This window comes from Herbaspirillum aquaticum, assembly GCF_002213425.1.
GTDB lineage: Bacteria > Pseudomonadota > Gammaproteobacteria > Burkholderiales > Burkholderiaceae_D > Herbaspirillum > Herbaspirillum aquaticum.
On record NZ_NJGV01000002.1, the window covers coordinates 429,383 to 449,802 of the forward strand.

Consider the following 20,420-nt stretch of genomic DNA (forward strand, 5'->3'; position numbering starts at 1 on the left):
GACAGAACAATAAATGAACAGCATAGGGAACAGCATGTTTGCATATTTCGGAAACCTCAAGGTCGCAGTGCGCCTGGCGGCCGTGTTCGCCGTCGTCGTGGCCTTGCTGGCGGTGGTCAGCGTCACGGCCTTCGTCAAGATCAACAACATCAATCGCGGCATCGACCAGATCGTCAATGACCGCTACCTGAAGGTCCGCTGGGCCTTCGACCTGCGCGATGGCGTCAATGAGCAGATCAAGTACCTGCGCGGCATTGCCATCGATATCAGCAATGTGCAGGCCAACGAAAAGCGATTCGGGCAGCTCGATGTGGCGGTCAAACAGACCAAGGAAGCCCTGGACAAGATCGCCGCGCGTCAGGTCACGGAGGTCGGCAAGAAGAAGATCAAGGTGCTCGATGAAGCGCGCCAGGCCTTCGATGCCAGTGAGCGTGAGTTCCTGGCGCTCATCCGCGCCGGCAAGAGTGAGGCCGCTGACGAATACGTCCTGCGCAAGATCACCGATACCCAGAACAACTACCTGGCCTTGGCGCGTGCCTTCGCCGATTCGCAGGATAGCCAGCTCCAGGCAGAAGGTGCCAAGGCAGTGGCTGATGGCGCCCTGGCCATCCAGGTCACGCTGGCGTGCTCGGTCATGGCCGTGCTGGCGTCCATCATCCTTGGCTACCTGATGGCGCGCTCCATCGTCAAGCCGCTCAACGAGGCCGTCCGCGTGGCCGAGAACGTCGCCGCAGGCGACCTCACCACCCGCATCGAACCCCATTCCAAGGACGAAACCGGCCAGCTCATGGTGGCCTTGCGCAAGATGAACGACAACCTGGTCGACATTGTCTCCGGCGTGCGGCGCAGTACCGACTCCATCGCCACTGCCTCGGGCGAAATTGCCAGCGGCAACCTGGACCTGTCTTCCCGTACCGAGCAGCAGGCCGGATCGCTCGAAGAGACCGCATCGGCCATGGAAGAAATGACCTCTACCGTGCGCCAGAACGCCGACAACGCACGCCAGGCCAACCAGCTGGCCGCCACCGCCTCCGAGGTGGCCAAGCAGGGCGGCGAGATCGTCGGCCGCGTGGTGACCACGATGGAAGAGATCAACCAGTCCTCGCGCAAGATCGTCGACATCATCGGTGTCATCGATGGCATTGCCTTCCAGACCAACATCCTCGCCTTGAACGCGGCCGTGGAAGCGGCACGGGCGGGCGAGCAGGGACGGGGCTTTGCGGTGGTGGCCTCGGAAGTGCGCTCGCTGGCCCAGCGCTCGGCCGCTGCGGCCAAGGAAATCAAGGGCCTCATCAGCGATTCCGTAGCCAAGGTCGAGGGGGGCAGTGCCCTCGTGGCCGAAGCCGGCAACACCATGCAACAGGTAGTCAGCAGCGTGCGCAGCGTGACCGACATCGTCGGCGAGATCTCGGCTGCCAGCGTCGAGCAGAGCACCGGCATCGAGGAAATCAACCGCGCCGTCGGCCAGATGGACGAAAGCACCCAGCAAAACGCCGCCCTGGTGGAACAGGCCGCAGCGGCTGCGGGCGCCTTGCAGGAGCAGGCTGCAAGGCTGGCGACGGCCATCAGCATCTTCAAGCTGGCGCAAGGCGCGAACGCAGCGCCGGCCGCGCAGGCCAAGCCGGCCAAGCCGGCAGCAGCGGTGCGTCCAGCGCCGCTGGTCAAGCCTGCACCGGCTCCCAGCGTCTTGCGGGTGAGCGCGGCACCGACCACGGCGGCACCGGCCAGCAAGGCCGTGGCCCGCGCCGATGAAGACCTCTGGGAAACTTTCTGACCCATCGCGCTTTGCCAACCACCCCGGCGTTGCCGCTCCTCTGACAAGGATGCGGCTCGCCCTCCTATAGCGCTGGTTTGCCCCGAAGCTGATACTGTTGCGTTTGCACGGTTCATATCAGTCAGCGAAAAAGGGGAGACATGCGCGTGGGCGGGCATCCGGGAACGATAATGGCCAAGGCTTCGAAGATCCTGGCCTGGGCTGCACTGACGCTGCTCGGCTTGGTGGCCGTGCTGGCGCTGGCTATCGCGCTCTTCGACTGGAACCTGGCCAAGCCCTGGATCACCCACAAGCTTTCCACCGTGCTGGCCCGCGAGATCCGGGTGGATGGCCCCATCAGCTTGGGCTGGTCGCTGGTGCGCAATGACAAGGGCGGCGCCGAGTGGCTGCCGCAACTGCATTTCACGGCGCGCGACCTGCATATCGGCAATCCCCACTGGGCCCGCAGTACCGACCACCTGTTGCGCGCCCGTTCGCTCGACCTGCATTTTTCTCCTTTGCCGCTGCTGCGCTGGCATTGGCACATCACCGACCTGCGCGTCGACGGCCTGGACCTGGCGATGGAACGGGTCGACGACCAGCACAAGAGCTGGCGCTTTTCTGACCAGCCGCGCTCGCGCTGGAGTTTCGACATCCACCAGATCGTTTTCGAGCGCGCCCTGATCCGTTATGTGGACCAGCCGCTGGAGATGGACCTGCGTTTCGATGCGCGTCCGCTGGCCAGCCCCGCCAATCAGGCGGCGGAGGTTCGCAAGGAAGCAGGCAACGCAAGTACCGACCCCGCCAATCCCGCCGCGCTGGTCTTGCAGGCGACGGTGTCCGGCCACTTCAAGGAGGGCCGGGTGCAGGGCAGCCTGCGCGGCGGTGCCTTGCCCGACCTGCTCAACGAGAACAGCGTTTATCCGCTGCAGGCTGAGGGCGATGTCGGGGAGGTGCATACCGTCTTCTCCGGCAAACTCATCAACCCTCACCAATTGACGCGTGCCGAGATGCAGCTCCGCCTCAGCGGCGAGAGCCTGGATCGGCTCTACGCGGCCAGTGGCGTTCCGTTGCCGGCGACGCGCCCTTTCACCACCCAAGGCCAGCTCACCATCGAGCGCGTCGATCGCGAGACCCGCGCCTGGGACTGGCGCTATGAACACTTCACCGGCAAGGTGGGCGAGAGCGACTTCGCCGGTGATGCCAGCTACTATCGCGGCCCGCCCAAGAATCGCCTGACCGTCAAGGCCCAGGCCGGATTGCTGCGCTTGTCGGATTACCTGCCTTTGTCCGGCAAGAAGCAGGCCAATGATGCAGACAAGGGCAAAACGCGCGTGCTTCCCGGGGATCCGGCCAAGCCCGAACGCTGGGCCAAGCTGGATGCGGAAATTGGCTTGCATGCAAAGCGCGTTGAGTTGCATCCGGACATCGAATTGCAGGACGCTGCAACCACCTTGCGCCTGCAAGACCAGGTGCTGACCGCAGCGCCCCTGCAGTTCGCGCTGGCAGGTGGAAAGGGAGAAGGCGAGATCCGTCTAGATGGACGCCAGTCGGCTATCGGCGCGCGGCTGCAACTGCAATTGCAAGGGGTGCAGGTGCGCCAGCTGTTCCCGAAGCTGGGCCGGTTCGATGCCACCTTCGGCAAGGTTGACGGCCGGGCTACGCTGTCCGGCAGCGGCAATTCGGTGGCGGCCATGCTGGCGCACGCCAACGGCGAGATCAAGGCGGACTTGAGCGAAGGCACCATCAGCCAATTCATCCTGGAGGCGGCCGGCCTGAACCTGGCCAATGCCGTCTTCGCCAAGCTCTATCGCGACCAGCAGGTCAAGCTGCTGTGTGGTGCGGCCGATGTCAGCGTCAAGGACGGTCTGGCGCAGGTGCGCCATGGCATCCTCAACACGGAAGATGCCGCCATCGACATCCGGGGCCAGGTCGACTTGGGCAAAGAAACGCTGGCCCTGGACGTGGTCCCGCGGACCAAGCAGGTGCGCATCCTGTCGCTGCGCACGCCTTTGTATGTACGCGGCACCTTCGCCCATCCGGACATCGGCGCCAGCAAGGAAGGATTGGCCGCGCGGGCCGGTGCCGCAGCGGCCCTGGCACTGGTGGCGCCGGTGGCGGCGGTGATTCCGCTCATTACCCCGGGACAGAAGATTGCCGACGATTGCGCCCCGCATTCGACTGCGGCGCCTTCATGAGCGACGCCGTTCGCGCCCCTGTTGAGCGCCAGGTGGCCGAGCCCGGCAGGAATATTTTGCGCGGGCGGGAGCGTTTTGCAGGCAGCCGGAGTCATAAGGGCCAATCAACAAGAACGAGCAGGCCAATACCTTATACGCAGCCGGCTGCCATTTGACGGGCAGCAATAGCGGGTTGTCCCAGCGGGGGATTTGTCGCGAAACTGGCCGTACGGCCGGGGAATCCATTACCATGCCGACAAGCTCTACCGTGACGACGCAAGCGTGTTGGCGGAAGACTCAATCAGAACAGCGCGACGAGGAAGGGCGTTATCTTGGATCAGCAAGCGGCAATGGAAGGCAATTCACCCTTGAGCAAGGCGTACCGGCACGCTTTGCTGGAGGCCATCGACGATGGTTTTTGCATCATCGAATTCATCGATGGTCCGCATGGGCCGCTCAGCGACTACGTGCACATCGAAGCCAATTCCGGCTACTACCGGCACACCGGTATCGAGGGCATCGTCGGCAAGCGCCTGCGCGAGATCGAGCCGGACAACGCCCAGGTCTGGCTGGATGTCTACGGGCAGGTCCTGCTGACGGGCCAGCCGCTGCGTTTCGAACAGGAATTCCAGGCCGTGGGCCGCCACATCGAAGTGTCGGCCACGCGTGTGGGGCCGGTGGAGATGCGCCAGGTGTCGGTGCTGTTTCGCGACATCACCGCGCGCCGCCGCACCGAAGCCGCGCTGCGTGAAAACGTCCAGCGCGTGCAACTGGCCCTGGAAGCGGGTGCCATCATCGGCACCTGGATCTGGGACATCCCCGCAGATCGCCTCAACGTCGATGAAGGATTTGCGCAGGCCTTCGGTGTGGCCCCGGAGCGCGACCTGTCGCAGCTGTCCATTGCCGACGTGATGGAGGCCGTCCATCCGGATGACCGCGACATGCTCGCTGCCCGCATTCGCGAAACCCTGGCGCGTGGCGGCACTTACGCGCATCAATACCGTACCCGCCGGCGCGACGGCCGTTACTACTGGCTGGAAGCCAACGGCCGCGTGGAACTGACGCCTGATGGCATCCCCAGCACTTTTCCGGGCGTGCTGATCGACATCGAAGGCCGCCGTGCCGTGGAAGCCGAGCGTGATCGCGCGCTGGCGGCATTGCGCACCCTCAACGACACCCTCGAACAACGTGTGCAGGAGCGCACCAATGCCTTGCTGGAAGCAGAAGAGGCCCTGCGCCAGGCGCAGAAGATGGAGGCGGTGGGACAGCTCACGGGCGGGCTGGCGCATGACTTCAACAACATCCTGGCGGGCATCAGCGGCAGCCTGGAACTGATGAAGGTACGCCTGGCCCAGGGGCGCATCTCCGATATCGAACGCCATCTCAATGGCGCGCAATCGGCCGTCAAGCGCGCCGCTGCCCTGACGCAGCGGCTGCTGGCCTTCTCGCGCCGGCAGACGCTGGACCCCAAGGCGGCCGACCTGAACCGCATCGTGGCCGACATGCATGACCTGATCGGCCGTAGCGTGGGCCCGGCGATCACGGTGGAGACCATCGCTGCGGGTGGATTGTGGAACACCTTCGTGGACATCGGCCAGCTGGAGAATGCCCTGCTGAACCTGTGCATCAATGCCCGTGACGCCATGCCGCACGGCGGGCGGCTGACCATCGAGACGGCCAACCGCTGGCTGGACGACATCGCCGCCATGCAGCGCGGCGTGCAACCAGGCCAGTACGTGTCGTTGTGCGTGAGTGATACCGGCACCGGCATGTCGCCCGATGTGGTGGCGCGCGCCTTCGATCCTTTCTTCACCACCAAGCCGACCGGGCAGGGCACGGGGCTGGGACTATCCATGGTGTATGGTTTTGCCGGGCAGTCCGGCGGGGCCGTACGCATTTATTCAGAACTGGGGCAGGGGGCGACGCTCTGCATCTATCTGCCGCGTCACCTGGGTGAAGCCGGAGAAGACGATTTGCCGCAGTCCGACGAGAACATGGTCGCGACTGCGCCGGGCAGCAAGACCATCCTGGTCGTCGATGACGAGCCGCTGGTGCGCATGGTCACGGTGGAAGTATTGAGCGATCTCGGCTACCACGTGCTGGAGGCCGAAGACGGGCCTTCCGCCCTCAAGGTGCTGGCCGCCTGTCCGGAGCTGGACCTACTGGTCACCGACGTGGGCCTGCCCAACGGCATGAACGGCCGCCAGCTGGCCGATGCCATCCGCGCGCCGCGTCCGGAATTGCCGGTGCTGTTTGTCACCGGCTATGCCGAGAATGCGGTGCTCAATCATGGGCATCTTGAGCGCGGGATGCAGGTGCTGACCAAGCCGTTTGCGGCTGATGTACTGGCGCGCAGGGTCAGGGAGCTGGTGGGGGACGATAGTTCGGATCGCATCGGGTGATGGGATAGCGAGCCCGCCTCCGCAAGGCTATGTAGGCTGGCAAAATGATTTTTTCGTCCAGCAAAAAACTCGCTCAACATTTTCGATAAAGGAAGACTTGTTTTCAATCAGTGGAGACAAGCTTCCTTCGGTTGAAGAACAATCTGCGCTTTCCAGTCCTTGGAGTGCAGCATGCAAGTTCACTCGGCAGCAAGCGCGTTCACGGCCGCGCCCGTCTCCGATAACTATCCCGCTCGTTCCACATCGGCTTCTCCTCTTGTCACCTCGGTGATGTTGGGCGCAGTGCCGCTTATCCATACAAACAATTCTGATCATCCAGATTGCATGGAGGAGGGGGCATGGTCCTGATCGTGTTTGGACTGCTGGCGGTGTTGAGCATCGGGTTCGCGTCCGTGTGCTATGTCGTGATCGACAATCCCGAATTGATAGCGCCTCCGCCACCAGTGAGGACGGCCAATTCTCCGCCCGAGTATGTGATCGGGGACCTCGGTGGGATGCCAGTCAAGATTGATCACAGGATTGTCCAGTTCATCGAGTACGACGGCGATCCTGGCTGGGGCGAGAGGCGCAAAGGGCCGCGTCCTGAACGTACCTACAGCTCGCGCCTGAGCAGCTTCGCTTTCGAGGTCCGGTACCCCGATATGAAAACGCGCGCCGACAAGGATGCGCAAGCAGATTACGAAAAATATCACCCGTTGTCTTCTTCACTCAGGGCGGATCTCAGATGGGCCAATCCTTGGATTGGTGGCGGGATTGAGTCCGGTTCTCGTTATCCGGGGCACGGAGCGATGGATCGCTTGTATCAAGCAACGACTTCGCACCCCGAAACCCGGGCAATGGGTGACCAGCTCGTACCCATAGAGTCAGAGATTCCTGGGCTTGAACTGTTTGTTGATCTGGGTGCACATCCGACCACCGGCGAGTCATGGCGGTATTCCTCGATCGGGTCCGGAGATACCTACTTTCACCGTGATTCGAGCGGGAGGCCCACCACATACATCAATTGCAATTTCCGGAGCGGTACCCGGCGATATTCCCTATGTCAGCACGAGTGGAGCTTGGAATCGCTGGACCTGAATATCTGGGTCAGCACACTTTATCCTCCCGGACTTTTGCCGCACTGGCAGGACATCCAGATCAAGGTCAGTCAATTCATCTTGACCTTCCACCATGCCCAAACGACAGGGCCTGTTTCGCCTCCCGCCAATATCCATCGCTAAATCATTTAGTCAGATACCCCCGATCTCCCGCCACAATGACGATCCATTCAAACCAAATTGGGTACCGTCACTCTTGGTCTTCGCGATCAACAGAGTGCCAGAAAATTGTTTACGCGCGGTATAACAACCGAGGTCCGTGCCGGCCACCAATAACATCTGAGTGATTGCAGATTCGTTACGCGCGTCGCATCGCTGGTGCTGTTCGTAATCGTCTATGCCGAGAATTCGTTGCTCAATCTAGGGAAAGGCATCGTCAGAGCGAGATGCAGGTCTTGATCAAGCCGTTTGCGGCGGATGTGCTGGCGTGCGGGGTCAGGGAGCTGGTGGTGGGAGATGATCGTTCGGATCGCATTGCTTGATGCGACATCGGGGTATCTCCGGAGGGGGATGTCGTCTATCAAAAGGCTTTGATCATCAACCAAAAAACTCACTAAAAAATTTCTATAACTGAAGTCTTGTTTCCAATCGATGGTGACAAGCTTCCCACGCTTGAAGAACAATCTGCTCTTTCCAATCCTTGGAGTGCAGCGTGCAAGCTCAATCGGCAGGACGCGCGTCCCCGGTAACGCCAGTGCCTGATACCTATCCAGCCCCATCCCAGTCGGCGTCTCTTTTTGTCACTTCGTTGATGTTGGGCGCAGTGCCCCTCATGCGGAATACCAGCTCTCTTCGCTCCATGATGATGGTCGACTGCCGGCACCGACATCCTTGTGGGTGGCGTGGGCAGCGATTACCTCGATGGTGGCGCAGGGGCGGACACCATGGTCGGCGGCAAGGGTGACGATGTCTACATCGTCAACAGCGTCAACGATACGGTCTACGAACAAGAGGGCGAAGGCTATGACACCGTCATCACCAGCAGCAACTACCTGCTCAACGCCCACATCGAGGAGCTGCGGCTGCTGGAAGGCTACCGCATCCATGCCACCGGCAACGCGCTCGACAACACGCTCATTGGCAACAGCGCCGACAACATCCTGGATGGCGTGACCGGTGCCGACCTCATGCGCGGCGGTGCGGGCAACGATACCTACTATGTCGACAACGCCGGTGATGTGGTCAGTGAGCGTGCCGGGGAAGGCCGGGACATGGTGCAGTCCAGCGTCAGCTATCGCTTGGGCACGCAGGTGGAAGATCTCCTGCTGCTGGATTTTTCCAAGCCTGAGAAGGGCTCCGTGGATGGCAGGAACGTACTGGTCTACGGCTACCTTGACCGGCGGCGCAGGCAATGATCGCCTCGATGGTGGCAGCGGTGACGATACCTATCGCTATGCGGCTGGAGACGGTGCCGATGTGATCCAGGATGCCGACGGCAACGATACCCTGCTGCTGGGGGAGGGGATCAGCGCCGCCTCGGCACGTACCACGGTACAGTCGGAACGGCTCACGCTGCTCCTGGCGGGAGGCAGCGTGGAAATGGAAGCCAAGGCCGGCAAACTGGTCGACCGCATACAGTTCGCCGATGGCACCGTATGGCATGCGCGGGCGGATGGATCCGGCTATGTCCAGATCCTGGGCGGGCCATTGCATATCACAGGTGATCTCAAGCAAGGACAGACCGTCTCCCTTGATACTGCGCTGGCCAAGCAGGAAGGGCCGGGCAAGGTCTCCTATCGCTGGGAACGCTCCGCCAATGGCATCGACTGGACAGTCATTGCCGGTGCAACCGAAGCACTGTTGCTGCTGAGTGCTGACCTGGTCGGGCATCGCTTGCGGGCCACCATGCAGTCGCTGCTGGAAGATGGCAAGCAAGAGAGCCTGGTCAGCGCCGTCAGCGAGACGGTAGGCAGCGCCGGTCATGGGCCTGTCGAGGCCGTGCGCATCAGCGGCGAGCTGATGCCGGGGGAGCCTCTGGCCGTCAGCAATACAGCGGTGGACATGCAACCGCTGTGGTCTGCCGATGCCCTGGGGAGTGTGCTCACACCGGCACAGGCGCCTCTGGGCAAGCTGGGCATCCCATGGGACCACCCCGGGGCGCTGGGGCGCAGCATCGTCAGCAGCTCAGGCCATGATTATCTGGCTGGTACGGCCGGCGCGGATCGGCTCGTCGGATTGCAGGGCCACGATGAATATATCGTCAACCACGTTGGCGACGTGATCGTCGAGGGTCTCTTCGAGGGTATCGACAGGGTGTATGCCAGCGTCAGCCATACCCTGTCCGACAATGTGGAGAGCTTGACCCTGACGGGTACGATGGCCATTGATGGCAGCGGCAACGACGGCCCGAACTCGATCAATGGCAACCAGGGCGACAACCGGCTCAGCGGGGGCGGTGGCAACGATACCCTCCATGGTGGCGCCGGGTCCGACACCCTGGACGGCGGGCCAGATAACGACTGGCTGGACGGCGGCACGGGGAGCGATATCTACCTGTTCGGCCGTGGCAGCGGCGAAGATACGATCAATGAGGCCGACCGCAGTACCGCAGCGAGGGCATCGATGGATGTGGTGCTCCTGGGCCCTGGCATTGCCCAGGATGACCTGCACGTGTCCCGCAACCGCTGGGATGACCTGATCCTCAACGTGGTGGGCAGTCCCGACAAACTGATGCTTTCAGGCTGGTTTGCCGAGGCCGGGAGTGCCATTGACCAAATCAGGTTCCGCGACGGGTCGGTGTGGGATGCGGCGAAGCTGACCGAACGATCCGCAATGGCTACCCGGCATGACGATTATCTCGTCGGAACCGCCGGTCCCGACCGGCTCGAAGGGCTGGCTGGCGATGACACCTATGTCGTCAATCATGCCGGCGACGTCATCGTGGAGAAACGCGGCGAGGGCGTGGACAAGGTCATGAGCACCGTGAGTTTCACCCTGACGCCCGAGCTGGAACACCTTGAACTGACCGGTAACGGCAACATTAATGGCCGGGGCAATGCCGGGGCCAATCGCCTCCTTGGCAACTGGGGCCGGAACGTTCTTGATGGGGGAGCCGGCGACGATTACCTTGCCGGCGGCGGTGGTGGCGATACCTATCTCTTCGGACCAGGTTCTGGTACGGATATCATCGACATCAATGATGGAGACGGTACGGATGATGATCGCATCAGGATCGGGACGGGCGTCATCGAGCAACAGATCTGGCTGCGCCGGGTGGATGAGGATCTCGAACTGAGCCTGTTCGCATCGGGGGACAAACTCAGCTTCAAGGAATGGTTTGCCGACGATTCCAAACGCTGGGACCGCATGGAGTTGAGCAACGGCAGATGGCTGGGGGCGGCTGATGTGGATGCGCTGGTCTCTGCCATGGCCGCCTTTGCGCCGCCACTGGTCGGCCAAGCGGCCTTGACGTCCAGCTATCAGACGGCCCTGGGTGCCGTCATCGCCGCAAGCTGGCACTGAGGCTGCATTCTGCGGCACTCCATCTGCATTTCGTCGCATCCCGCTATCGACATGATTCGGGCCCCAGCACAATCGCTCCATCGATTTGCTGAAAGCCTGCCATGTCCCTCACCCCCGTCATTGCCCTGCACCTGAGCGCCGCACTTGCCGCTGTCCTTATCGGTCCCTTCGCCTTCTGGGCCCGCCTGGGCCGCACGGTACGGCCACGGTGGCACCGTGTCCTGGGCTATGGCTGGTTGACTTGCATGGTCATCACCGTCCTCTCGGCGCTCTTCATCCGTTCGTATGACCTGCCCAACATGGCGGGCTACACGCCGCTGCACCTGCTGGTGCCAGTGACGACCTTCCTGCTCTGGCGTGGCCTCTCTGCAGTGATGCGGGGCGACATCGCGCTGCACCGGCGCTTCATGCAACGGGTCTACATCGGTGCTTGCCTGGTGGCCGGTGCATTCACCTTGCTGCCTTCGCGCTATCTTGGCCAGCTGGTCTGGGGGCAATGGCTGGGTTGGCTCTGAGGCCCTAGAGCGCCGCGCCGAAGAAGGAACCGATCGCCGCCGTGCAGCCCATCGCCAGCGAGCTCCAAAGACTCACGCGCAGGGCTCCCTTCCACAAATTGGCGCCGCCCGTCTTGGCAGCGACCGCGCCCAGTACCGCCAGCGAGAGCAGGGCGGCGATCACGATGGCCGGCAACAGCGTAGCCACAGGCGCCAGCACGACCACCGCCAGCGGCAAGGCCGCACCGACCGCAAAGCTCAGGGCCGAGACCACGGCCGCCTGTACCGGCCGCGCGGCCGTGGTTTCCGAAATGCCCAGTTCATCGCGCGCATGCGCATCGAGAGCATCGTGGGCCATCAGTTGCGTGGCGACCTGGTGCGCGGTGTCCTGGTTCAGGCCGCGGCGCATGTAGATGCCCATCAGTTCGCGGTGTTCGCCTTCCGGATCCATGGCCAGCTCCTCGCGCTCCTGGCTCAGGGCAGCGTGTTCACTGTCGGCCTGTGAATGCACGGAGACGTATTCGCCGGTGGCCATCGACATGGCCCCCGCGACCAGTCCGGCCACGCCGGTCAGCAACACGTTCTCATGCGTGGCGTTGGCCGCTACCACGCCCACCAGCAGGCTGGCAGTGGAGACGATGCCGTCGTTGGCACCCAGGACGGCGGCGCGCAGCCAGGAGATGGCGTCAACCTTGTGATGTTCGAGATGGAATTTGGCCATGGCACTTCTGTTCATATGCGGGTAGCGGAATGGCGCAGATTCTAGGGCGGCGCCGGCGCAAAGGCCACGACAATTAGCGAAAATGAGGGTAATTCGCATTTGTCCGGATCCATGCGGGCGCTACCCGAGCTTGCGGCGCGACGGTACTTCATGCATTCCCACGCGGATGACAGCGGTATGGAGGGCTTGGTGCAGGCGCCGGCCTATCCCTGCACCCGGGCCCGTTTGCTAATCTCGGCAGCAGGCCGGGCCGCCATCACCGATGTGCCCCGGCCGTGTCAAGGAGACCAGTCATGTCAGATCGCAAGCCCAAGACCGCCATCGCCATCGTTGGCGGCATCGTCGTATTGGCCCTTATCGGGGGCATGCTCCTATTGGGCGTGTTTCAGGCATCAGGCCATAGCTGAATCGCAGTGGCACCGTTGCGATGTTCTGATGGCGCCACCTCGTCACCTCATACGACGTTGAGCGGAATCTTCAGATAGCGCACGCCATTGGCTTCGGCCGGCGGCATCTGGCCGGCGCGCATGTTGACCTGGACCGAGGGCAGCAGCAGGGTCGGCATGTCCAGCGTGGCATCGCGTGCGCTCCGCATGGCGACGAAGGCGTCTTCACTGATGCCTTCATGCACGTGAATGTTGTGCTGGCGCTCTTCGGCCACGGTGGTCTCGAAGCGCAGTTCACGGCCGCCCGGCTGGTAGTCGTGGCACATGTAGAGCCGGGTCTGCGCCGGCAGCGACAACACGGCGTGGATGGAGCGGAACAGCCGGCGCGCGTCGCCGCCCGGAAAGTCGCAACGTGCCGTGCCGTAGTCCGGCATGAACAGGGTGTCGCCGACGAAAGCGGCAACCTGGTCCGCCTCCTCCACGACATAGGTGACACAGGCCGGGGTATGTCCGGGCGTGTGCATCACGCGCGCCTGCAACTGGCCGATCTGGAAGCGTTCTCCCTCGGTGAAGAGGTGATCGAACTGGCTGCCGTCATGTTCAAACTCCGTGCCCGCGTTGAAGAGCTTGCCAAAGACCTGCTGCACCTGCCGGATATGTTCGCCGATGGCGATGCGGCCGCCCAGCTTCTGTTTCAGGTAGGGCGCGGCGGACAGGTGGTCGGCGTGTGCATGGGTTTCCAGGATCCATTGCACGGTAGCGCCCAGCGCCGCTACCCGCGCGATCAGATGATCGGCGCTGCCGGTGGAGGTGCGCCCGGACTTGGGATCGTAATCGAGTACGCTGTCCACCAGCGCGCAGTGCAAGGTGGCGCGGTCCAGCACGATGTAGCTGACGGTGCTGGTGGCGGGATCGAAGTGGCCTTCGATATGCAGTTTGTCCATGGGTAATCCTGGTGTTGTTTCTTCACATTCAACTGTACGGATGACGGCGCGGGCTCGCGAGGACGGGCCACGAGCTGTCTTTTCGTTCATTTCGCCTGGAAGCGCTCGATCCAGGCGAACAGCAGCATACCAGCCAGCATTGCCATCACGAACGCCAAACCCTTCAGCGACCCCATGCCCAGCAACACCAGCGCCGGTCCCGGACAGATGCCCGCCAGGCCCCAGCCGACACCAAACAGCACGCTGCCCAGCACCAGCCGCCGGTCGATACCGCGGGCGGTGGGCAATTGCATGGGCGCGCCCAGCAGCGAGCGGGACCTGCGCCGCGCCAGGGTGAAAGCAGGCATGCCGATGGCGATGGCGCCGGCCATGACCAAGGCCAGGGAGGGATCCCAATGACCGGCCAGATCGAGAAAGCCCAACACCTTGGCCGGATCGGCCATCCCCGAAACGATCAGGCCCAGGCCGAACAGCAGTCCAGCAGCCAGGGCGGCGAGCTTGCGCAGGCGGTTCATGGAAGGGCTCCTTGCAGCCCAAGCACGTGGCGCAACAGGTAGACGCTGGCGAATCCGGCCGCCATGAAGCAGGCCGTCGCCACCGCCGAGCGCAGCGACAGGCGCGACAATCCGCACACCCCATGCCCGCTGGTGCAGCCAGCGCCGTAACGCGTGCCGACGCCTACCAGCAATCCGGCCAGGACAATGAGCGGGATGCCGGTATCGATGCGAACGGCGGGCAAGGCCGCCACCAGCGCATACAGGGCAGGTGCCAGCAGCAAGCCCAGCACGAACAGCCAGCGCCAGCTGTTGTCCTCCGCGCGCAAGGAAAGCAGTCCGGCCACCATGCCGCTGATGCCGGCGATGCGGCCATTGCAGAGCACCAGCACCGACGCCGCCAATCCGATCAGCAGGCCGCCGGCCAGCGATGCGCCAGGGGTAAAGGCATTCCATGCAAACTCCATGCTCACTCCTTGGGACAATAAAGTTGATACATCAGCGCCAGCATCTCCAGCAAGCGAGGATCGCTGACCCGGTAATAGACGCGCTTGCCCTCGCGCCGGGTACTGACCACCCCCTCATTGCGCAACACGCCAAGTTGTTGCGACAGCGTGGGCTGGCGGATGTCTAGCGTCTCTTCCAGCTCACTGACGCACATCTCCGCCTGCGAGAGCTGGCACATCAGCAGCAGCCGGTCTTCATTGGCGAGCACCTTGAGCGCTGCCACCGCTTGACCGGCAGCGTGGCGCATCGGATCGGCTTGCAAAAGGGCAGGGCTGCTCATCGGGAAATATTATTCATAAATATATTATATGAAAATGTATATTAATTCCGTCGCGTGCTTGGTGCAAGCTGAATTGGCGATAAAAGGGGTACGGGGGAGAAAAACGGCGAGGAAGAGAGTGATAAGCGGCTGTGTTTCCGGCGCAAGGGCCATACCGACCTGCCGGACAGATCAGGAAGAAGCGTGCAGCAGGTCGATCATGTGGCGGCTGGCCTGTTGGGCAGCCGCCATGGCTTCCTCGGCGAAGGAAAATGGGGCATCCTCGCCGCAGAATTGCAGTTCGCCATTGATGTAGAGATCCCAGGTCCAGCCACTGCCGGTATTCCCCGGGCATTTGAGCTCTATCCTGACCAGCTCGTCGCGATACCTGAACAGTGCCTTCCTCATTGTGTCCGCCGGGTTTCTTTTGGTGTGCAGCAAGTCAGACAATGCTTGCCCCTGAGTTGCCAAAGTGTACGCTATTACCACCTTGGCAATATTGGCATTAGCTTGCATATTGTTGCGCAAACTGTCTAGTCTACCGATGAGTAGTAAAAAATGCTGATGGGTAACCGACGGGGATCATCAGGAAGGATGCGGGCCGCCCGCCAGCAGGCGATCGAGCAATTCATCGTAGTGATGCTGCGGGGTGGTGATGGCGTAGAAGCTTTCCACCAGCTCGCTGGTCTGCCCGGCCACCACCAGGGTGCCGTTGCGCAACTCATCCTGCACCACCACTTCCGGCAGGACGGTGAGCCAGCCGCTGTCGCGCGCGATCAGGCGCAGCATGGCCATGTCATCCACCTCGGCGCGCATGCGCGGGCGGACGTCGCTGGAGATGCAAAGGGCATCGAACTGCATGCGCAGTGCATGGCGCGGACCGGGCAGGGCCATGTCGATCCCTTCCAGGTCTTGCGGAATGCGCAGGCTGCGCGCTTCCCAGCGGTGCGCCGGTCCCACCACCGAGACTGCCTGGCTACCCAGGAATCGGCAGTGCAGGGGGCGATCCGGGTCGGAAGGAACGGTTTCATTGGCCAGTACGACGTCGAGCTGGTGCTGCATGAGCCGCTCCAGCAAGCCTTCCAGCAAGCCCGACTCCAGTGTCAGCGAGACCGAGGGGTCGGAGAGCATGGGGCGAATCCAGTTCTCCTGGTAATTACGCGACAGCGTGGCCACGCTGCCCACCCGCAAGCGCGTCACGCCGGCCGAACGGCCTTCCAGCCGGCCCAGCATTTCCTGGCTCAGGCCGAAGATGTTGTCGGCGTAGTTGAATACCAGCTGGCCGGTATCGGTCAAGCTCAGCCGGCGTCCCTCGCGCAGGAAGAGATCTTCATCCAGCTGCTTTTCCAGCTGACGAATCTGTGCCGATACTGCCGATTGGGAAGTATGCAACTCCTCGGCCGCCCGGGTCAGGTGGCCCAGCTTGGCGACCCGCCAGAAGTAGCGTAGATGATGAAAGTTAAGCTGTTCTAGACGCATCGTTCGTATTTATCAATGAATTCGTTCTGATAAATGTAATTTACAGAACGATCAATGGCAAGCATCATGGCCTTATTCACTATGCATGAGGTTTCTTGTCATGACGACCAATTCCCTCCTGGCTTTCAGTGCCTGGGCCACGCCGGCGCTGATGCTGGCCGCGGCCCTGGTGCTGGGCTTCTCGCGGATGACCCCGCCGCGCGTCTGGACGCTGTTCCAGTCGCTGTCCCTGCTGTCGCTGCTGATGGCCTTGCTCACGCTCGTCGCCGGACGTGATGGCGCGCCTTGGCCGGGCGTGCTGCATCTGTCCACCCTGGGCCTGGTGCTGGCGCTGCTGGTGCAAGCGCTGGGCACCGTGATCGGCAGTTTTTCCGCACGCTACCTGCAGGGCGAGCATGGCCAGCGCCAGTATGCCGCTGCGCTGGCCGTCGTGCTGACGGCCGTACACCTGCTGCTGCTGGCCGACCACTGGGTGGTGCTCATCGCCGCCTGGGCCATCGTCGGCCTGGCCCTGCAGCGGCTGCTGTGCTTCTACCCCGAGCGGCCTTTTGCACGTCTGGCTTCCTACAAGAAAAGCATCGCCGACCGCCTGGCCGATGTATTGCTGATCGTGGCTGCGGCGTTGGCCTGGCGGGAAGTGGGCAACGGTTCCTTCTCGGCGTTGTGGGCGCATGTAGCGCAGCAGGGCATGTCCACCAGCCTGCAGGTCAGCGCGCTGTGCCTGACGCTGGCGGTGATCCTGCGCACCGCGCTGCTGCCGGTGCATGGGTGGCTGATCCAGGTGATGGAGGCACCCACGCCGGTGTCGGCCCTGCTGCATGCGGGTGTGGTCAACCTGGGTGGCTTCGTGCTGGTGCGCTTTGCACCCTTGCTGGAGCAGGCTATCGCGGCGCGCGCCGTGCTGCTCATCGTCAGTGCCGGTACCGTGCTGCTGGCGGGGCTGGTGATGCTGACCCGCATCAGCATCAAGGTCAAGCTGGCCTGGTCGACCGTGGCGCAGATGGGTTTCATGCTGCTGGAATGCGCCGCGGGCCTGTACTTCTTTGCCGCCCTGCACCTGATCGGGCACTCGCTCTACAAGGCGCACGCTTTCCTGTCCGCTTCCTCGGTGGTGCGCGAGACCCGCTTGGCGGCCTTGCATAGCCCGTCCGTGCCGACGACGGCCAGCGTCATCCTGGCACCGCTGGCCAGCGTGGCGATGGTGCTGGGCCTGCACAGCCTGAGCCCGCATCCGGCCTGGCCATGGTGGTGGAGCGGCATCCTCGGCCTGGCCTGGGCACCGCTGCTGTGGCGCGCGCAGGCCGGCGGCACCGGCCGCCTGCGCAGCGGGCTGCTGGGATTGCTGGGGGCGGCCGGGCTGACGGTGGCCGCGCTGCTGGCCCACCTGCTGCCGCTGCACATTGCCGACATGCCGCGCAGCGTCTTCGGGGTCACGGCACTGCTGGCGATGCTGGCGCTGTACGTCTGCATGGGCCTGCTGCAACTGGCACCGCACGCCATGGCGGCCTGGCGCCGCCGCAGCTACGCCGGCTTCTACCTCGATGAAGCCTATACCCGCCTGGCGCTGCAGTGGTGGCCCTCGAACTGGGCGCCCAGCGCCCGGCGGGCTGCTGCAGCACAACATGTGAACAATCCCGCCAGCGATGGCCGTGGACAGGGCTGAGCCCGCCTCACCGGAGAAGAGCATGAACAATCCATTCGACCAAGACACCCAGGCGCTCGCTACCGCGCCCGCCGCCTGGAGCGCCGAGCTGGAACAGCGCTTGCAGCAAGCCTGCCAGGATGCCTGCGCTGCCATCGCCCCGGCCTGGCCACTGGACCGCGCCATCGCCGTCAATCCGCACTGGTCGCGGGTCGGCATGCCGCTGCGCCAGGTGGCGGCGCGCATGGCCTTGCTGGGCGGAATCCAGGTATTCCCGCCCAAGGAACAACTGCAACAGGCCTGGGACCAGGGCCGGGTGACCCAAGCCGACCTGGAGTACGCACTGGCCCAATCCATCGAGGCCCAGGAGCGCGGTTTCGACGTTGACCACTGCCTCGGGGTGCTGGCCGCGGCCAATACGCCGCCGCGCCTGCCGCTGCTCATCGACGTGCTGGACAACGACCCGCAGCGTCATACCCGGCTCTCCTGGCGCCAGGCCATCACGCACCAGGTCAGCCAGACCTGTGCCGCCTATTTCGACCAGCACCAGGCCGACTGGCAGCCCGAGCGTGGCCTGGGCCTGTATGCCTTCTGGCGCGAGACGCTGGAGCACGACCACGGCATCGGCCTGCTGATGGGGCTGCCGCACATCGCCGATGGCATCCGCGCGCTGCCGGCCTGCGCGCGCGAGGCCGAACGCTGGGTGATGCGGCGCATGGACTTGCCGCCGGATGTGTGGGCCGACTACCTGGAATCGGTCCTGCTGACCGTCAACGGCTGGGCCTCCTGGTGTGCCTACCTGGGCTGGGAGGCGAAACTGGCCGGCCGCAGTGATGAACACCTGCGCGAACTGCTGGCCATCCGCATGGCCTGGGGCGCCTTGCTGCTGGAGTGCAAGGACGACGAAGCCGCCAGCCACGCCTTCCATACCGTGCAGCAGGCCTGGTCCCGTTCGCAGGAGCGCCTGGAACAGGCGCGCCAGGACCTGCTGGTCGATGAACTGTGGCAGCTCGCGCTGGAGGCGGGATACCAGCGCAAGCTCGCTGCGGCCTTGCTGCAGCAGTCTGCGAAGGTGGACACCAAGGCCGAGGTGCAGGCCGCGTTCTGCATCGATGTGCGCAGTGAACCGCTGCGGCGGGCGCTGGAGGCTGTCCATCCCGGCATCCAGACCCTGGGTTTTGCCGGCTTCTTCGGGCTCCCGGTGGCCTACACGCCGTTGGCCACCGAGGCCAGCCGTCCGCAGCTGCCGGGCCTGCTGGCGCCCGCTTACCAGGTGCATGATGTGGTGGCGCCTGCCGCGGGGGCGGCCGATGGCGGCGTGCTGGCCAGTGCCGTAGCACGGGCGCGGCGCAAGACGCTGGCGTTCAAGGAGCAATGGCAGGGCAATACGCGCTGGCCGGGCTCGGCGTTTTCCTTCGTCGAGGTGGCCGGTGTCACGGCGCTGGGCGGCTTGTGGCAATGGTTGCGGCCCGGCCAGGCCGAGCGTGCGCGCGACGATCTGGCGGGATTGCCGGCGCGCTACCGCGACGTGTGCCGGCCGCAGCTGGTGGGCGTGACCCTGGCCGACAAGGTCGCCTTGGCGGCGCGGGTCCTGCACGCCATGGGGCTGGACCGGGAGGTGGCCCCGCTGGTGCTGCTGGCCGGCCATGGCAGCCAGTCCGCCAACAATGCACATGCAGCGGCACTGGATTGCGGCGCCTGCTGCGGCCAGACCGGCGAGGTCAACGCCCGGACGCTGGCACACCTGCTCAACGAAAACGAGGTGCGGCGCGGCCTGCTGGAACAGCAGATCTTCATCCCGGAAGACAGCCACTTCCTGGCCGTGCTGCACAACACGACCACCGACGAGATCGAAGCCTTCGATCTCGACCTGCTGCCAGCGGCCGCCCGTTCGCGCTGGCAAGCGCTGCAACCGGTGCTGGCCGAAGCGGGTGACCGCGTGCGGCGCGAGCGGGCGCTGCGGCTGGGCATGCAAGCAGCCCAGGCGGCCCCGGCGCTGCTCAAGCAACTGCGCCGCCGCGCCAATGATGGCGCCGAGACCCGCCCCGAATGGGGCCTGACCGGCAACGCCGCCTTCCTGATCGCGCCGCGTGCGCGCAGCCGTGGGCTGGACCTGGGCGGACGCTGCTTCCTGCACGATTACGACGCCAGCCAGGACCAGGACGGCAGCGTGCTGGAACTGCTGATGACCGCTCCCATGCTGGTGACCCACTGGATCAACTGGCAGTACCACGCCTCCACCAGCGACCCGCAGCGCCTGGGCAGCGGCAACAAGCTGCTGCACAACGTGGTGGGCGGCACCATTGGCGTGTTCGAAGGCAATGGCGGCGACCTGCGCATCGGCCTGTCGCGCCAGTCGCTGCACGACGGCCAGCAATGGGTCCATGAGCCATTGCGCCTGACGGTGGTCATCGATGCGCCGGCCGAGGCCATCGATGCCATCGTGTCGCGCCATGCCATCGTGCGCCAGTTGCTGGAACACGGCTGGCTGCACCTGTGGCGCTTTGGTCAAGCGGGGCTGGAACAGTGGCGGCGCGAGGGCTGGAAGTCAATTACGCTGTGAAACTTCTGGTGTCGTGGGCAAGATGCTGTAGCATAGCTGC

The 20,420-nt window shown here is 63.8% G+C and carries 16 protein-coding genes and 1 pseudogene; 10 read left to right on the top strand and 7 right to left on the bottom strand.

All coding sequences use genetic code 11. The features are described from left to right. The first annotated feature begins 34 nt into the window (after positions 1-34). From CEJ45_RS04300 to CEJ45_RS04335, 8 genes and pseudogenes are all read left to right on the top strand, one after another. On the top strand, positions 35-1,774 hold the full coding sequence (locus CEJ45_RS04300) for a methyl-accepting chemotaxis protein (protein WP_088753966.1): 1,740 nt from the start codon (positions 35-37) through the stop codon (positions 1,772-1,774). 170 nt (positions 1,775-1,944) lie between these two features. After that, the gene (locus CEJ45_RS04305) at positions 1,945-3,951 is read left to right on the top strand and encodes an AsmA family protein (RefSeq protein WP_088753967.1); all 2,007 of its coding nucleotides are present in this window, start codon (positions 1,945-1,947) and stop codon (positions 3,949-3,951) included. 329 nt (positions 3,952-4,280) lie between these two features. Further along, positions 4,281-6,332 (top strand): response regulator, encoded by a 2,052-nt coding sequence (locus CEJ45_RS04310; RefSeq protein ID WP_088753968.1) that lies wholly within the window; start codon positions 4,281-4,283, stop codon positions 6,330-6,332. 338 nt (positions 6,333-6,670) lie between these two features. After that, complete coding sequence (locus CEJ45_RS04315) at positions 6,671-7,552, top strand: hypothetical protein (protein ID WP_088753969.1); 882 nt, start codon at positions 6,671-6,673, stop codon at positions 7,550-7,552. Between the two features lie 701 nt (positions 7,553-8,253). After that, positions 8,254-8,328: pseudogene (locus CEJ45_RS25275) on the top strand (hypothetical protein); the annotation flags it as partial. Beyond that, positions 8,314-8,784 (top strand): calcium-binding protein, encoded by a 471-nt coding sequence (locus CEJ45_RS04325; RefSeq protein ID WP_088754038.1) that lies wholly within the window; start codon positions 8,314-8,316, stop codon positions 8,782-8,784. The pseudogene CEJ45_RS25275 and the gene CEJ45_RS04325, both read left to right, overlap by 15 nt. Further along, positions 8,762-10,891, top strand: coding sequence for a calcium-binding protein (locus tag CEJ45_RS04330; RefSeq protein ID WP_158214892.1), 2,130 nt, complete (start codon positions 8,762-8,764; stop codon positions 10,889-10,891). Before CEJ45_RS04325 ends, CEJ45_RS04330 begins: the two co-directional genes overlap by 23 nt. Positions 10,892-10,992: 101 nt before the next feature. After that, positions 10,993-11,406: a DUF2306 domain-containing protein gene (locus CEJ45_RS04335; RefSeq protein ID WP_088753972.1), complete on the top strand. Its 414-nt coding sequence runs from the start codon at positions 10,993-10,995 to the stop codon at positions 11,404-11,406. A gap of 4 nt (positions 11,407-11,410) precedes the next feature. On the opposite strand, the gene CEJ45_RS04340 is transcribed toward CEJ45_RS04335, so the two are convergent. The 7 genes from CEJ45_RS04340 to CEJ45_RS04370 form a co-directional block, all read right to left on the bottom strand. After that, a complete protein-coding gene (locus CEJ45_RS04340; protein WP_088753973.1) occupies positions 11,411-12,106 on the bottom strand; it encodes a VIT1/CCC1 transporter family protein in 696 nt (231 codons plus the stop codon). 454 nt (positions 12,107-12,560) lie between these two features. Beyond that, entirely contained in the window at positions 12,561-13,436 is an 876-nt protein-coding gene (locus CEJ45_RS04345; protein ID WP_088753974.1) for an MBL fold metallo-hydrolase, read from the bottom strand. An 86-nt stretch (positions 13,437-13,522) separates the two neighbouring features. Further along, entirely contained in the window at positions 13,523-13,951 is a 429-nt protein-coding gene (locus CEJ45_RS04350; RefSeq protein ID WP_088753975.1) for a YeeE/YedE family protein, read from the bottom strand. Beyond that, the gene (locus tag CEJ45_RS04355; protein ID WP_088753976.1) at positions 13,948-14,397 is read right to left on the bottom strand and encodes a YeeE/YedE family protein; all 450 of its coding nucleotides are present in this window, start codon (positions 14,395-14,397) and stop codon (positions 13,948-13,950) included. The genes CEJ45_RS04350 and CEJ45_RS04355 overlap by 4 nt, the downstream gene beginning before the upstream one ends. A gap of 2 nt (positions 14,398-14,399) precedes the next feature. Further along, positions 14,400-14,717 (bottom strand): ArsR/SmtB family transcription factor, encoded by a 318-nt coding sequence (locus CEJ45_RS04360; protein ID WP_088753977.1) that lies wholly within the window; start codon positions 14,715-14,717, stop codon positions 14,400-14,402. A 171-nt stretch (positions 14,718-14,888) separates the two neighbouring features. Next, complete coding sequence (locus CEJ45_RS04365; protein ID WP_088754039.1) at positions 14,889-15,104, bottom strand: hypothetical protein; 216 nt, start codon at positions 15,102-15,104, stop codon at positions 14,889-14,891. Positions 15,105-15,281: 177 nt separating this feature from the next. Next, positions 15,282-16,175 carry a LysR family transcriptional regulator gene (locus CEJ45_RS04370; protein ID WP_088753978.1) on the bottom strand — a complete coding sequence of 298 codons (894 nt, stop codon included), beginning with the start codon at positions 16,173-16,175 and terminating at the stop codon, positions 15,282-15,284. Positions 16,176-16,275: 100 nt separating this feature from the next. Here CEJ45_RS04370 and CEJ45_RS04375 point away from each other — a divergent pair, with 100 nt between their 5' ends. Together CEJ45_RS04375 and CEJ45_RS04380 are read left to right on the top strand one after the other, a co-directional pair. Next, positions 16,276-17,838 (top strand): NADH-quinone oxidoreductase subunit L, encoded by a 1,563-nt coding sequence (locus tag CEJ45_RS04375; protein ID WP_088753979.1) that lies wholly within the window; start codon positions 16,276-16,278, stop codon positions 17,836-17,838. A 22-nt stretch (positions 17,839-17,860) separates the two neighbouring features. Beyond that, positions 17,861-20,380 carry a YbcC family protein gene (locus CEJ45_RS04380; RefSeq protein WP_088753980.1) on the top strand — a complete coding sequence of 840 codons (2,520 nt, stop codon included), beginning with the start codon at positions 17,861-17,863 and terminating at the stop codon, positions 20,378-20,380. Positions 20,381-20,420: the final 40 nt, after the last annotated feature.